Raw genomic sequence first — 15,279 nt, 5'->3', positions numbered from 1 at the left:
TATATCGACGCGCCAACGGCATCAGCCGCGCAGCAGCAGGATCTCGAACACGATCCAGCCGGCCAGTGCGATCCCGAGCACGATGCCTTCGTTGCGCGAGACGCGCATATCGCCGCGCAGCACCGGCAACATCAGTGCGCCGAATACGAACGCGGCGGGCAGCTCGTAGCGCACGAACGAGGCCGGCACCGACAGGCCGTCGGACAGCAGCGCCATGCCGCCGAGCACCAGCAGGATGTTGACGAGACTGGAGCCGATCACGTGGCCGGCGACGAGATCGCCCTGCCCGCGCCGTGCCGCCCCGATCGCACCGGCCATCTCGGGCAACGCGGTGCCGATGGCGACGGGCAGCAGGCCGGTCACCAGCGGCGTCAGCCCCATCGACGCGCCGACGGCGGGCGCGTGCCGCACCAGCAACCACGCGCCATAGCCCAGCAGCACGGCCGCGAGCGCGAGGCGGATCAGGTTGAGGCCCAGCATGTCGCTGGTGCGCGTGAAACCTTCGATCTCCGCACGCACCTCTGGCGATTCGTCGCTGGCGCGCATCGCCTTGAACGCAAGCATCGCGACGAAGCCGATCACCAGGATGCCCCCGTCGAGCATCGACAGCCGCCCATCGAGCGACATCACCAGCACCAGCGCCGTGGCGCCCAGCAGCACGACGAGCAGGTGCGCAAGCGAGCGCCAGCGCACCACCAGCGGCGCGGCGATCGCGGCGAAGGCGAGCGTCAGGCCCACGTTCACGATGTTGCTGCCGACCGCATTGCCGAGTGCGAGTTCTTCCTGCCCGACCGCGACGGCGCGGAAATTGACCACGAGTTCGGGAATCGACGTCGCCAGGGCAACGAGCACCAGCCCGACGGTGAAGGTCGGCCAGCCGAAGCGGCGCGCGAGGCCCGCCGCGCCCTTGACCACGGAATCGCCGCCCAGCGCGAGCAGGACGAGTGCGAGCAGGAACCAGCCGATCGATGCCATGACGTCCCCTTACGAGCAGCCTTCGACGTAGTCGACCTGCGGAGCGCGGCCGACGCGCCATGTTGTCACACGTCCGTGCTCGTCGATCTCGAACACCATGGCGCGCGATTTCGAAGCGGCATCGACAACACGCAGGTACTTGCCGCCCTCGACGTACTGGTGCGGCCGTTCCTCGACGCGCCCGGCATACAGGCGTCGGATGTCGTCGGCGCTGAGCCCGACATGCCCACCGCCCGGCGCGACGGTATTCGCACCATGGACGTCGTAACGCACGAAGCGGCCCTGCTCGAACATCAGGTACGGGCCCGCCGCCGTGCCGGCAGGACTGAGGTAGGCGCAGTTGTCGGCCTTGACGTCGTCACCCTTCAACTCGCCTTTCCAGGCCTTGCGCGCCTCGTCGGCGGTCATGCCCAGGCGCAGGTCGCCATAGCCGTCCGCACGAGCCGGCCCGGCATCCACGGCCACGCTGCCCGACGGATGCGGCTCGCCCACCGCGATGCCGCGCGCCCCGCCTGCATCCGGCGGAGGCGCGTCGACGGACGACGCATCGGCGCGCGCATCTCCGGTGGCAGGCGCCTGCGCTGCGGACGCGGCGCCGTCCGCTACCGGGCTGGTGTCCGGTCGTGAACATGCACTCGCGGCGACGAGCACTGACAGCAGCATGAGTGGCTTCATGACGGACTCCGCAGGATTCACGGCAGCCTAGCCGGCGGCCGTGAATCCGTCGCGAAGCGTCAGCGCCCGCCGTCGAAGTGCTTCTGCAGCCCCGCCCAGCAGGCCTGGTAGTCGCGCTGGCGGTGCGCGGCGTCGATCGCCTGCTGCGTGGGGCGGATCACGAAGCGCGCCTCGAACATGAAGGCCATGGTGTCGCGGATGACGTCGGGCTTCGACAGGTCGGCATTGCTCGCCTTCTCGAACGTGGCGGCATCCGGGCCGTGCCCGGTCATGCAGTTGTGCAGCGACGCGCCGCCGGGCGAGAAGCCTTCGGCCTTGGCGTCGTACGCGCCATGCACCAGGCCCATGAACTCGCTGGCGATGTTGCGGTGGAACCACGGCGGGCGGAACGTGTCCTGCGCGACGAGCCAGCGCGGCGGGAAGATCACGAAGTCCATGTTGCCGACGCCGGGCGTGTCGCTCGGGCTGGTCAGCACGAGGAAGATCGACGGATCGGGATGATCGAAGCTGATCGAGCCGATCGTGTTGAAGCGGCGCAGGTCGTACTTCACCGGCGCGTGATTGCCGTGCCAGGCGACGACGTCGATCGGCGAATGGCCGATCGATGCGCGCCACAGGTGACCCTGGAATTTCGCCACGAGCTCGAAGTCGCCCTCGACATCCTCGTACGCGGCGTTGGGCGCTTCGAAGTCGCGCGGATTGGCAAGGCCGTTGCTGCCGATGGGCCCGAGGTCCGGCAGGCGCAGGTGCGCGCCGAAGTTCTCGCAGACGTAGCCGCGCGCGGCGCCGTCGGGCAGCTTCACCGCGAAGCGGATGCCGCGCGGGATCAGCGCGATCTCCTGCGGTTCGACATCGAGCACGCCGAGTTCGGTCTCGATGTGTAGGCGGCCCTGCTGCGGGACGATCAGCAGCTCGCCGTCGGCGTCGTAGAACCAGCGGCCCTGCATGTCGCGGTTCGCCGCGTACATGTGCACGCCGATGCCCGACTGTGACGCGGCGCAGCCGTTGCCGGCCATGGTGAACAGGCTATCGAGGAAATCGACGGACGCCTCGTCGCCCGGCATCGGCAGCGGGCTCCAGCGCATCTGGTCGGGGCTGACCGGGCCGGTGTCGAAATCGTTGTGGAACGTCGCGGCGGCGCGGCCTTCGTAGCGCGCGAAGGGGCCGTGCATCGCGGCGGGACGGATGCGGTAGAACCAGCTGCGACGGTTCTGGTGCCGCGGCGCCGTGAACGCGGTGCCGGAGACCTGCTCGGCATACAGCCCGTGCGCGACGCGCTGCGGCGAGTTGCGGCCCTCGGGCAGCGTGCCCGGCAGCGCCTCGGTGGCGAACTCGTTGCCGAAGCCCGACTGGTAGCCGGTGGATTCGATCGTCATGTCGATGCCCTGATACGAAAGGCCCCTGCAAGCAGGGGCCGGAGATCGTGTCGGCTTACAGCACGCCGCGCTTCATCTGGTCGCGTTCGATCGATTCGAACAGCGCCTGGAAATTGCCTTCACCGAAGCCTTCGTTGCCCTTGCGCTGGATGATCTCGAAGAAGATCGGGCCGAACGCGTTCTGCGTGAAGATCTGCAGCAGCTTGCGGCTCTTGGTCTCGAGGTCCGCGTCGATCAGGATCTTGTTGCGACGCAGGCGCTCGACGTCTTCCTGGTGGTTCGGCACGCGCTGGTCGATCACGTCGAAGTAGGTGTCGGGCGTATCCAGGAACTCGATGCCGGCCTCACGCATCGCCTCGATCGACTCGTAGATGTCGTCGGTGAACAGCGCGATGTGCTGGATGCCCTCGCCCTTGTACTCGCGCAGGTACTCGTTGATCTGGCTCTTCTCGTCGGACGACTCGTTGAGCGGGATGCGCACGATGCCGTCCGGCGCGGTCATCGCCTTCGACAGCAGGCCGGTCTTGGCGCCCTTGATGTCGAAGTAGCGGATCTCGCGGAAGTTGAACAGGCGCTCGTAGTAGTCCGACCACGTCTGCATGTTCCCGAGGAACACGTTGTGCGTGAGGTGGTCTATGAAGGTCAGGCCGAAGCCGCGCGGGTTCGGGTCGACGCCGTCGAAGAAGACGTAGTCGGCGTACGGGTTGGAGCCGTCGTCGATCAGGTAAAGCATGCAGTCGCCGATGCCCTTGATCGCCGGCGCGGACACCACGCCGGTCTCCGGCTTGAAGTCGGCCCTGGCGCCGCCGTTGCCCAGCACGTGCTCGAGCACCTCGTTGGCCGGCTTCTGGAAGCGGATCGCGAAGCCCGAGGCCGACGGGCCGTGCTTGGAGGCGAAGTCCGAGGCGAACGAGTCCGGCTGCTCGTTCAGCAGGAAATTGATGCCGCCCTGGCGGAACAGTGTGATCGCGCGCTCGCGGTGCTTCGCGACCGCGGTGAAGCCGAGCTTCTCTAGGTAGTCGCGCATGCGCGCGCCCTGGCCTTCGGGGGCGGCGAATTCGACGAACTCGAAGCCGTTGATCCCCATCGGGTTCTCGAACGTGGTGACCTGCATGCCGAGATTCGGTTGCGCGCTCATGGGGAGTCCTCGTGATGACGTGGCCGCGAAGCGGCGGTAGGCGGTCGCGCCGGCTTGCGGCGCGGGACCGAGGCTTTATAGTTTCAGATGAAACTACTTGCAAGGCGCGACGCAGCATGAGCCTGAACCGTGACGCCGCCATGCTCGATCTCGAGCATTTCCTGCCCTATCGCCTGTCGGTGCTGAGCAACCGCGTGAGCGGCGCGATCGCGCGCGTGTATTCCGATCGCTTCGGCCTCGGCGTGACCGAATGGCGGGTGATGGCGGTGGTCGGCCGCTACCCGGGGCTGTCGGCCGGCGAGGTCGCCCAGCGCACGGCGATGGACAAGGTGGCGGTGAGCCGCGCGGTCGCCGGGCTGGTCGAGGCCGGCCGCGTCGAGCGCGAGACCCACGGCGACGACCGCCGTCGCTCGGTGCTGCGCCTGAGCGCCGCCGGCCGTGCCGTCTACGACGAGATCGCCCCGCTTGCACTCGCCTTCGAGCAACGCCTGCTCGATGGCATGCCGGCCGACGAGCGCGACGCGCTGTTCCGCCTGCTCGATCGCCTCGACGAGCTGGAACTGCAGGCCGAGTCCGAACTCGGCGCGCTCTGAGCGGCGCGCTGCGCCGGCAGAGAAGAAGGCGGCCCGGAGGCCGCCTTTTTCGCGGAACGTGGATCGCTTACTTCACGCCGTGCATCAGGCGCTGGATCAGCGGCGCGATCAGGAACAGCAGCACGCCCGGGATCACGAGCGCCCAGAAGCCGAAGGTGTAGCCCGACAGCGCCGACTGCACGTTCATGCCGCCCTCGCCGCTCACGTGGCCGGCGAAGATGCCGGACAGGTTGTTGCCGATCGCGGTCGAGAGGAACCAGCCGCCCATGCCGAGGCCGACGAGGCGCACCGGCGCGAGCTTGGTCACCATCGACAGGCCGATCGGCGACAGGCAAAGCTCGCCGATGGACTGGATCACGTACACGGCGAACAGCGTCCAGAACGGGATCTTGAGCGACTGCGGATCGACCAGCGAGCCGAGCGCGAACATCAGCAGCAGGAACGCGAGGCCGTTGAAGATCAGGCCGAGGCCGAACTTGCGCGGGATCGACGGATTGGCGCGGCCAAGGCGCACCCACAGCCAGGCCATGATCGGCGCGAACACGATGATCGCCACCGAGTTCACGGACTGGAACCATGCGTTCGGCCACGTCCAGCCGCCGAAGTCGCGGTCGACGATCTTGTCGGAAAGGAAGGTGAAGGAGCTGCCGGCCTGTTCGAAGAACATCCAGAAAAGGATGTTGAACGCGAAGATGATGAACATCGCGATCACCTTGTCGCGCGCGACGGCTCCGTTGCGCACGCCCTCGATGATCAGCATGACCGCCAGGCCAATGAACAGCGCGGTGAGGATGTACTGCAGCGTGTCGGCGCCGAGCGTGAGCAGAAAGTAGATCAGCGGGATCGCGAGCACGCCGCCGATCGCGGTCATCCACGTGCGGCCCATGCCCTCGGCGCCCGCCGGCGGCAGGCCGATGCCCTTCAGCTGGCGGCGACCGAAGTAGAACCACACCAGGCTGATCAGCATGCCGACGCCGGCGGCGATGAACACCACCTTGTAGGCCGGCGTGCCCTCGCTGCCGAATACCTTCTCGGCGAGGTAGCCCGTAAGCACCGGGGCGATCAGCGCACCGGCGTTGATGCCCATGTAGAAGATGGTGAAGCCCGAATCGCGGCGTTCGTCGGCCGGTGCATAGAGCTTGCCGACCATGGTGGAGATATTGGGCTTGAACAGGCCGTTGCCCACCACGATGGTCGCCAGGCCCAGCTTGAAGACGTTCTGGTCCGGCATCGAGATCATGAACAGGCCGGCCGCCATGAATATCGCGCCCAGCAGGATCGAGCGCTGATAGCCGATGATCCGGTCGGCAACGTAACCGCCGAAGATGGCCGTGGCGTAGACGAGCGCGAGATAGGCGCCATAGATGAAGCCGGCGGGCTGCTCACCCGAGGCGTCGCCGCCGTAGAACTGCGCGACGATGTAGAGAACGAGTGCCCAGCGGATGCCGTAGAACGCGAAGCGCTCCCAGAACTCCGACATGAAGAGCATCCACAGCGGCTTGGGATGACCCATGACCTGCGGGAAATCGGGCGGGTTGGCCGGGGGGCCACCCGGGGCGTGCAGCGGCGGGCCCATGGGTTCGGCGGCGTCGGGTACTTGCGCACTCATTCGGTGATTCCTGTCTTGCATTGGAGGTCTCCGCGTGGAGCGATGCGGAGGCGTGCAACCGGCCGAGGATGTCCGAACCCCGGCGCGGGCGTCAAACCGCCGCTTCCTGCTGCGACGCAGCAGCCTCCCTGCGGCGGAGGGATGAACCGGTCAGGGCGCGAGGTCGACGCCGATGCGCGTGCGCACCTCGAACAGCTCGGGGAAGAACGACAGCTCTAGCGCCTGCTTGAGGAAGCCCACGCCCGACGAGCCGCCAGTGCCGCGCTTGAAACCGATGATGCGCATCACCGTGCGCATGTGGCGGAAGCGCCAGAGCTGGAACTGGGTTTCCAGGTCGACCAGGTCCTCGCAGAGCTGGTAGGCCGCCCAGTGCGTCGACGCGTCCTCGTAGATGCGCTCGAACACGGGCAGCAATTCGGGGTCGGAGACGTGGGCGACGGTCCAGTCGCGCGCGACCGCGCGCGCGGGCACCGCATGGCCGTGGCGGGCGAGGAAGCGCAGCGCCTCGTCGTACAGGCTGGGCGCGCGCAGCAGGCCGTCGAGGAAGGCACGGGCCTCGGGGTCGTGCTCGAACACCTTGAGCATCGCGGCGTTCTTGTTGCCGAGCAGGAACTCGATCGCGCGGTACTGCAGCGACTGGAAGCCCGACGACGGCCCGAGGATGTCGCGGAACTTCATGTAGTCCGCGGGCGTTAGCGTTTCCAGCACGCCCCACATGTCGGTGAGCTGGCGCAGGATCGCTTTGCAGCGCGCGAACACCTTCTGGCAGGCGCCCACGTCGTCGGCCTGGAGGAAGCCGACCGCCGCGCGCAGCTCGTGGATCATCAGCTTCATCCACAGCTCGCTGACCTGGTGCTGGGTGATGAACAGCAGCTCGTCGTGCTGCGGCGGGTTCGACAGCGGCTCCTGTGCCGACAGCAGGCGGTCCAGCCGCAGGTAGCCGCCGTAAGTCAGCCGCCCGGCCAGGTCGGTATGGACGCCGCTTTCCAGCGGGCGCTGGTTGTTCTCGATGCTCATGCGCGATTCCCCTGCGGAACGGGAGGGTAGCGCAGGCGAACGCCGTCACGCTTTTGCAACGGAAACCGGTCACAATTCCGGCCGCGCCACGGCCGCTTCGGTCGCGCCGCCCGGGCCGGAGCGCCCGGTCGGGCCAGGACGGTCCAGGGGGCCGCGCATCGCGCGGAACGCGGCGGGCATGTCGCACGCCGCCCAATCGGGGAAACAGCATGGACAGGTTCTCGCGACGCCTCGCGCGGCTGGGCTTCGGCCTCGTGGCGCTCATCGCCGGCACGGCGCAGGCGCAGGTCGTCATCAGCCAGGTCTACGGCGGCGGCGGCAACTCCGGCGCTCCGTACCGGAGCGACTTCATCGAACTGCACAACACCGGCACGCAGGCCGTAAGCCTCTCGGGCTGGTCGGTGCAGTACACGTCCGCCGCCGGCAGCACCTGGCAGCGCACCGACCTGTCCGGCTCGATCGCGCCAGGCGGCTACTACCTCGTCAAGCAGGCCGACGGCGCCAATACCGCGGCCGCGCCGCTGCCCACGCCCGACGCCACGGGCACGCTGGCGATGAGCGGCACCACCGGCAAGGTCGCGCTGAGCGACCGCGCGGTGACGCTGGCCGGCGCCTGCCCCACCGGCACCGTGGATTTCCTCGGCTTCGGCAGCGCGAACTGCGCCGAGGGCGGCCAGGACGCGGCCGCGCCGGGCCTGAGCAATTCGACTGCCGCGATCCGCATCGACGACTGCGTCGATACCGACAACAACAAGGCCGACTTCCGGGCCGCCGCGCCCGCGCCGCGCAACTCCGCCGCTACGCCGCGCGCCTGCGGCAACACCCGCGTGCGCGCCAACGTGGCCGATGCCGCGGTGATCGAGGGCAACGCCGGCGCGCGCGAACTGGTGTTCAACGTCGCGCTGACCAATCCCGCCGGCGCGGGCGGCGTGCGCCTGCGCTGGTCGACGTACGACGTCACCGCCAACGCGGGCGTCGATTACGTCGCTGCCAACGACGCCGACGCGGTGATCGCCGAGGGCGCCGACCGCGCGCAACTGGTGGTCATCGTCAACGGCGACGAGGCGATCGAGCCGGACGAGACGCTGCGCGTGGTCATAACCGCGCTCGATGGCGCCGAGGCCGGCGACGTCGAGGCGATCGGCACGATCACCAACGACGACTTCGAGCTGCTGCCGATCTCGCGCATCCAGGGTGCGGGCGCGCGCTCGCCGTACGCCGGGCAGACCGTCGCCACGCGCGGCATCGTCACCGGGCGCACCTCGCGCGGCTTCTTCATCCAGAGCCGCGACGTCGATGCCGACGCCGATGCCGCGACGTCCGAAGGCCTGTACGTGTTCACCAACGCCGCACCGCCGGCGTTCGCGACGCCGGGCCGCTTCGTCGCCGCGCGCGGCCCGCTGGTCGAATACGTGCCCGGCGACGATCCGGGCCAGGCTCCGCTCACCGAGATGAGCGGCGCCGGCATCGTGGCGGTGCCGGTCGACGAGGTCGTCTACCCGCTGCCCGCGCCGGTCGAGCTGACCGCGACCTTCCCCTCGCCCGAGGGCCCGCTCGACCAGCTCGAGCGCGTGGAGTCGATGCGCGTGATCGTGCGCGACTTCGTCGCCACCGCGCCCACCGATGGCTCCAAGAACGAGGCGCAGGCGACGTCCACCGGCAACGGCCTGTTCTTCGGCACCGTCGCCGGCCTGCCGCGTCCGTTCCGCGAGCCCGGTATCCAGACGCCCGACGCGCCGCCCGCCGGCAGCATCCCGCCGATCCCGCAGTGGGACTTCAACCCCGAACTGCTCTCGGTGGACAGCGACGCGCTCGGCCTGCCGGCCCTCGACGTGTCCACCGGCACGCGCATCGCCAACCTCGCCGGCCCGCTCAATTACTCGTACCGCCGCTGGCAGATCCTGCCGGACTCGATCGGCGCGGTGACGCCGGGCGCATCGCCGCGCGCGGTGGCGCCGGCGCCGGCCGATGCCTTCAGCGTCGCCGGCTACAACATGGAGCGCTTCTTCGACGAGGTCGACGACCCCGGCAAGAGCGACGTGCGCCTGTCGGCCGCCGCGCTGGAGCGCCGCCTGTCCAAGGCCTCGCTCGGCATCCGCGACTTCCTGCGCCTGCCCGACATCCTCGGCGTGGTCGAGATGGAGAACCTCGCGATCCTGCAGCGCGTCGCGGACCGCGTGAACGGCGACGCGGTCGTCGCCGGCCAGGGCAACCCGGCCTATGCGGCCTACCTGATCGAGGGCAACGACGTCGGCGGCATCGACGTCGGCTTCCTGGTCAAGACGGCGGACGTCGCCGGCGGCAGGCCGCGCGTGGAGGTCGTCGCGGTCGAGCAGGTCGGCAAGGACACCACCTGGCAGACGCCCGACGGGCAGACGCAGCAGCTCAACGACCGCCCGCCGCTCGCGCTGTCGGCCATGGTGCATTACGCCGACGGCCGCGCGTTCCCGCTCACCGTGGTGATCGCGCACCAGCGTTCGCTGCTCGGCGCGGAAACCGCCGACGCCGAAGGCGCGCGCATCCGCATCAAGCGCCAGCGCCAGGCCGAGTTCCTCGCTGCCTGGCTCGACGCCCGCCAGAAGCGTGCGCCGGACACGCGCCTCGTCGTGCTCGGCGACTTCAACGCCTTCGAGTTCAACGACGGGCTCGTCGACGCGATGGGCACCGTCACCGGCAAGCCGTCGCCCGATGAGCAGACCGCGGTGGAAGGCGACGGCGCCGACCGCGTCGAGCCGAACCTGGTGAACCTCACCGACGTGTCGCCGCGCGAGGAGCGCTACTCGTTCACCTTCGACGGCAACGCGCAGACGCTCGACCACGTGCTGGTCAACGAGGACATGGTCGTCGCCACGCGCGACATCCGCCTCGAGCACGCGCGCATCAACGCGGACTTCCCGGAGATCAACCGCAACGACGCGAGTTCGCCCTCGCGCCTGGCCGACCACGACCCGGTCGTCGCCTACTTCCTGCCGCGCCGCCGCGCGGATCTCGGAGTGACGGTGACCGCGGCCGCCTTCGTACCCGGCCAGCCGCTGCGCTTCGAGGCCCGCCTGCGCAACGCCGGCCCCGAGCAGGCCGACTTCCCGGAAATCGGCTTCGAGTTCGACGCGGAGCTGCCGGACCTGTCGGTGACCGCGCCGGCCGGCTGGACCTGCGCGCCCAACCTGGTCGCGGGCGGGCGCACCTCGGTGGACTGCCGCGCCGACGCGCTCGCCGTCGACGCGACCGCGGCCTTCGCGCTCGCCGCGATGCCCACGCCCGCGCTGCGCGGCCGCCCGCTGCTGCTCGTCGCCGCGGCGGATGCACGCTCGCTGGATCCGGACCGGTCGAACAACGCGGCGGGCGCGCAGCAGTCGATCACGCAGAAGGCCGACCTCGCGGTCGCGCTTGCCGGCGTGCCGCTCGCCATCAGCGGCCGCCAGTCCGCCTTCGTTGCGACGATGACCAACCTCGGCCCGCAGACCGCGATCGCACCGCGGCTGGTGGTCACCGGCAATGCACCGGCGGCCTCGGTGACGACCAGCGCCCCGTCGGGCTGGCGCTGCAGCGTGGTGGCGGCCGACGGCGGCTTCCGCGCGACCTGCGACGGCAGCACGCAGGTGGCGGCGTCGCTGCGACCGGTCACGCTGCGGCTGGTGCCGTCCACGGGCCGCAACGCCGGCGAGCTGGTGCTGCGCGCGCAGGTCTCGTCCGCCAGCGCCGACCCGGTGCCGCGCAACGACGCCGCGGGCTACAGGGCGGTGGTGATCCCCTTGCCGCGCTGATCGCCCAGCCGTGCAAGTGCCGGAAGGCGCGGCCCCCGCCGCGCCTTTCGCGCATCTGCGTGCGGCAGTGCGCAATGCCGCTTAACAAGCCCCCCGGTAAAATCCCGCGTTTTCCGATCGCCGGTACCTCACCCGATGACGCTCGCCGCGAGTTTCGAGATCGAATACCTGCAGTACCTGGGCCCCGACGGCACGCCCGTCGCGGAAATTCCCGAGGCCTTCCGCGACGCCTCGGCGTTGCTGCCCCTGTTCAAGCAGATGCTGTTCGTGCGCACGTTCGATGCAAAGGCGATCGCCCTGCAGCGCACCGGCAAGCTCGGCACCTATGCCGCATGCCTCGGCCACGAGGCCACGCACGTCGGCATCGGCGCATCGATGCGGCCCGAGGACGTGTTCGCCCCCAGCTACCGCGAGTACGGCGCGCAGTTCATGCGCGGCGTGCGTCCACGCGACGTGCTGATGTACTGGGGCGGCGACGAGCGCGGCAACGATTTCCCGGAAGCGCGCAACGACTATCCGTGGTGCGTGCCGATCTCGACGCAGTGCCTGATGGCCTCGGGCGCGGCGCTCGCGTTCAAGCTGCGCAACGAGCCGCGCGTGGCCGTGGCCTGCTGCGGCGACGGCGGCTCGTCCAAGACCGACTTCTACGCCGGCCTCAACGCCGCCGGCGCGTTCACCTCTCCTCTGGTGCTGTGCGTGATCAACAACGGCTGGGCCATCTCCGTGCCGCGCGGCGCGCAGACCGGCGCTGCCACGCTCGCGCAGAAGGGCCTGGCCGGTGGCCTGTACTGCCTGCAGGTCGACGGCAACGACCTGATCGCCGTGCTCGAGGCCATGCGCCGCGCCACCGAGCGCGCGCGCAGCGGCCAGGGCGGCAGCGTCATCGAGTTCATGACCTACCGCCTGCACGACCACACCACCGCCGACGACGCGCGTCGCTACCGCGGCGAGCAGGAAGTGAAGGACGCCTGGACGCGCGAGCCCTTCATCCGCCTGCGCAACTACCTCGTCGGCCAGAAGCTCTGGGACGACGAACAGGAAAAGGCCTGGATCGAGGAATGCGGCAAGAAGGTCGACGTCGAGATCAACGCCTATCTGGAAACACCGGTACAGCCCGTGGAAGCGATGTTCGACTACTTGTATGCCGAGATGCCGGAGGATCTTCGCGCCCAACGCGAATACGCGCTTTCGCTGGAGGGCCGTCGATGAACGCGCAGGTCAAGCCCACCGAAAACGCGATCACCCTGATCGAGGCGATCACCCAGGCGCTCGCCTACGAGATGCGCAACGACCCGTCCGTGCTGGTGCTCGGCGAGGACGTCGGCGTCAACGGCGGCGTGTTCCGCGCCACCGCCGGCCTGCATGCGCAGTTCGGCAGCCAGCGCGTGATCGACACGCCGCTCGACGAGACCACCATCGCCGGCCTGACCGTCGGCATGGCCTCGCAGGGCATGAAGCCCGTTGCCGAGGCGCAGTTCGACGGCTTCATGTACCCGATGGTCGACTTCCTCGTCTGCCATGCCGCGCGCATGCGCTACCGCACCCGCGGCCGCCTGACCTGCCCGATGGTGCTGCGCGTGCCGTGGGGCGGCGGCATCCGCGCGCCGGAGCATCACTCCGAGGCGAACGAGGCGATCTTCACCAACGTACCGGGCCTGCGCGTGGTGATGCCGTCGTCGCCGCAGCGCGCCTACGGCATGCTGCTGGCCGCGATCCGCGACCCGGATCCGGTGATCTTCTTCGAGCCCAAGCGCATCTACCGCCAGTACAAGGAAGTGGTCGCCGACGACGGCGAGGCGCTGCCGCTCGACGTCTGCTACGTGCTCCGCGACGGCACCGACATCACGCTGGTGACGTGGGGCGCGCAGGTCAAGGAAACGCTGGAAGCGGCCGAGAAGCTCGCCCAGGACGGCATCAGCGCCGAGGTCATCGACGTCGCCACGCTGCGCCCGCTGGACTTCGCGACGATCGCCGAATCCGTGGCCAAGACCGGCCGCTGCGTGATCGTGCACGAGGCCCCGAAGACCGCCGGCTTCGGCGCGGAAATCGCGGCGCGCCTGGCGGAAGAGTCGATATTCGACCTGCTCGCGCCGGTCGAGCGCGTGACCGGCTACGACACGCACATCCCGCTGTTCCGCCTGGAGATGAAGTACCTGCCGAGCGTGGATCGCGTGGTCGCCGCCGCCAAGCGCGCGATGGCGGCCGGCTGAGCGATGACGCCCAAGGGCCAGGCGATCGACCTTCCGGCCAAGCTCGCCACGTTCGGCGAGCACTGGTCGCCGCGCGTCGTGGCGGAGATGAACGACATGCAGTTCAAGGTCGTCAAGCTCGATGGCGACTTCGTCTGGCATGCGCACGAGGACACCGACGAGGTGTTCCTCGTGCTCAAGTGCGAGATGCGGATCGGTTACCGCGACCACGAAGTGGCGCTGCGCGAGGGCGAGATGGTCGTCATTCCGCGCGGCGTCGAACACAACACCCGCGCCGCGGGCGAATGCCATGCGCTCATCATCGAGCCGCGTGGCGTCGTCAACACCGGCGACGCGGACAGCGACCTGACGGCGGCCAACGACGTCTGGGTCTGAACCCACACTGGAACGAGCAACGCGCATGAGCACCCAGAAGACCTTCCTGCTTCCCGACCTCGGCGAGGGCCTGCCGGACGCGACCATCGTCGAGTGGTACGTCAAGGAAGGCGACGTGATCCGCCTCGACGACAACCTCGTGTCGATGGAGACCGCCAAGGCGGTCGTCGACGTGCCTTCGCCGGTTTCCGGCAAGGTGCTCAAGCTCGCGGGCGGCGCCGGCGATGTCGTCGTCACCGGCACGATGCTGGCGGTGTTCGAGGTCGATCCGTCGATGCCGCAGCGCGCGGAAGGACAGGACACCGGCCACCACCACGGCGGCGGCCATGCCGCGGCCGAGACGCATGGCGGCGCCGGCAAGGAAGTGCCGAGCGACAACGGCCACAAGGTCATCGCCTCCGACGAAGGCGGCGAGCTGCGCGACGACGCCCGGCCCGCCGCGAAGGGCGAGCCGGGCAACGAGCGTGCCGATGCCGGCACCGTCGTCGGCGCGATGCAGTCCTCCGACGCCGTGCGCAGCGAGGCCGCGGTGGCGGTGGGCGGCGTCAAGGCGATGCCGGCGGTGCGCGCGCTTGCGCGCAAGCTGGGCGTCGACCTCACCCGCGTTCGCCCGAGCGGTGCCGAGGGCGTGGTGACGATGGACGACGTCAAGAAGGCCGCGGCCGACGGCTCGGCACGCGCCGGCCAGGGCGGTGGCGCGCCGCGCGCGGCCGACCGCGCTGCCGCGACCGCGCCGCAAATGCAGCAGCAGCCGGCCCCGCAGCCGGGGCAGCGCAGCACGATGTCGCAGTCGGGCAAGCCCATGCGCACGCAGCCGCCGGGCGTCACCGCCAGCGGACAGCCCGAGCAGCTCAAGGGCGTGCGCCGCAACATGGCGCGCGTCATGGCCGATGCGCACGCCAAGGTCGTGCCGACCACGCTCGTCGACGACGCCGACCTGCACGCGTGGATCGGCAAGCAGGACATCACCGCGCGCCTGGTGCGCGCGATCGTCGCGGCCTGCAAGGCGGTGCCGGCGCTCAATGCCTGGTTCGACGGCGAGAACCTGACGCGCACGATGCATCCGCACGTCGACATCGGCATCGCGGTCGATACCGACGACGGCCTGTTCGTGCCGGCGCTGCGCAATGCCGACATGCTCGACGGCAACGGCGTGCGCCAGGCGATCCAGCGCCTGCGCGCGCAGGTCGGTGACCGCACGATCCCGCCGAGCGAACTCTCGGGCTACACGATCTCGCTGTCGAACTTCGGCATGTTCGCCGGCCGCTATGCGACGCCGGTGGTGGTGCCGCCGTGCGTGGCGATCGTCGGCGCGGGCAAGCTCTCGCACGATGTGGTCGCGGTGATGGGCGGCATCGAGGTGCATCGCCGCATGCCGATCTCGCTCACCTTCGACCACCGCGCCTGCACGGGCGGCGAGGCAGCCCGCTTCCTCAAGGCGCTGCTGGACGACATGGCGCTGCCGCAGTAAGCGAATGCCGTTGCGTAGTGCATCGACGGGCGCCGCAGGGCGCCCGTCGTCGTTTCGGCGATGCGCAATGCCGCCG

At 69.5% G+C, this 15,279-nt stretch carries 12 protein-coding genes; 6 read left to right on the top strand and 6 right to left on the bottom strand.

The window, feature by feature from the left end:
- Positions 1–21 precede the first annotated feature (21 nt).
- Genes IE066_RS13230 through hppD form a run of 4 tightly spaced genes read right to left on the bottom strand, consistent with a single transcriptional unit; the run spans position 22 to position 4,164 of the window.
- The gene (locus IE066_RS13230; RefSeq protein ID WP_189450690.1) at positions 22–975 is read right to left on the bottom strand and encodes a sodium:calcium antiporter; all 954 of its coding nucleotides are present in this window, start codon (positions 973–975) and stop codon (positions 22–24) included.
- Positions 976–984: 9 nt separating this feature from the next.
- Positions 985–1,650, bottom strand: coding sequence for a lectin (locus IE066_RS13225; protein ID WP_189450688.1), 666 nt, complete (start codon positions 1,648–1,650; stop codon positions 985–987).
- Between the two features lie 59 nt (positions 1,651–1,709).
- Positions 1,710–3,026, bottom strand: coding sequence for a homogentisate 1,2-dioxygenase (hmgA, locus tag IE066_RS13220; protein WP_189450686.1), 1,317 nt, complete (start codon positions 3,024–3,026; stop codon positions 1,710–1,712).
- 55 nt (positions 3,027–3,081) lie between these two features.
- Positions 3,082–4,164 (bottom strand): 4-hydroxyphenylpyruvate dioxygenase, encoded by a 1,083-nt coding sequence (hppD, locus tag IE066_RS13215; protein ID WP_189450684.1) that lies wholly within the window; start codon positions 4,162–4,164, stop codon positions 3,082–3,084.
- A 116-nt stretch (positions 4,165–4,280) separates the two neighbouring features.
- Between hppD and IE066_RS13210 the strand changes: the two genes are divergently transcribed.
- Complete coding sequence (locus tag IE066_RS13210) at positions 4,281–4,757, top strand: MarR family winged helix-turn-helix transcriptional regulator (RefSeq protein ID WP_189450682.1); 477 nt, start codon at positions 4,281–4,283, stop codon at positions 4,755–4,757.
- 67 nt (positions 4,758–4,824) lie between these two features.
- Here the strand turns inward: IE066_RS13210 and IE066_RS13205 are convergent, their stop codons facing one another.
- The gene (locus IE066_RS13205) at positions 4,825–6,333 is read right to left on the bottom strand and encodes a peptide MFS transporter (protein ID WP_189450903.1); all 1,509 of its coding nucleotides are present in this window, start codon (positions 6,331–6,333) and stop codon (positions 4,825–4,827) included.
- Between the two features lie 183 nt (positions 6,334–6,516).
- Positions 6,517–7,383, bottom strand: coding sequence for a tryptophan 2,3-dioxygenase (locus IE066_RS13200; protein ID WP_189450680.1), 867 nt, complete (start codon positions 7,381–7,383; stop codon positions 6,517–6,519).
- Positions 7,384–7,592: 209 nt separating this feature from the next.
- On the opposite strand from IE066_RS13200, the gene IE066_RS13195 reads away from it, so the two are divergent.
- The 5 genes from IE066_RS13195 (at position 7,593) to IE066_RS13175 (ending at position 15,203) form a co-directional block, all read left to right on the top strand.
- Positions 7,593–11,147, top strand: a complete 3,555-nt coding sequence (locus IE066_RS13195) for a lamin tail domain-containing protein (RefSeq protein WP_189450678.1) — start codon at positions 7,593–7,595, stop codon at positions 11,145–11,147.
- Positions 11,148–11,282: 135 nt separating this feature from the next.
- On the top strand, positions 11,283–12,356 hold the full coding sequence (pdhA, locus tag IE066_RS13190; protein WP_189450676.1) for a pyruvate dehydrogenase (acetyl-transferring) E1 component subunit alpha: 1,074 nt from the start codon (positions 11,283–11,285) through the stop codon (positions 12,354–12,356).
- Entirely contained in the window at positions 12,353–13,357 is a 1,005-nt protein-coding gene (locus tag IE066_RS13185; protein WP_189450674.1) for an alpha-ketoacid dehydrogenase subunit beta, read from the top strand. Before pdhA ends, IE066_RS13185 begins: the two co-directional genes overlap by 4 nt.
- Positions 13,358–13,360: 3 nt before the next feature.
- On the top strand, positions 13,361–13,732 hold the full coding sequence (locus IE066_RS13180) for a cupin domain-containing protein (RefSeq protein WP_189450672.1): 372 nt from the start codon (positions 13,361–13,363) through the stop codon (positions 13,730–13,732).
- Between the two features lie 25 nt (positions 13,733–13,757).
- Positions 13,758–15,203, top strand: a complete 1,446-nt coding sequence (locus IE066_RS13175; protein ID WP_189450670.1) for a dihydrolipoamide acetyltransferase family protein — start codon at positions 13,758–13,760, stop codon at positions 15,201–15,203.
- Positions 15,204–15,279 lie beyond the last annotated feature (76 nt).

It is taken from the genome of Cognatilysobacter xinjiangensis (genome assembly GCF_014651995.1).
Lineage (GTDB): Bacteria > Pseudomonadota > Gammaproteobacteria > Xanthomonadales > Xanthomonadaceae > Cognatilysobacter > Cognatilysobacter xinjiangensis.
The sequence above is the reverse complement of the archived record's forward strand: the minus strand, read 5'-3'. Positions and strand labels throughout refer to the sequence as shown.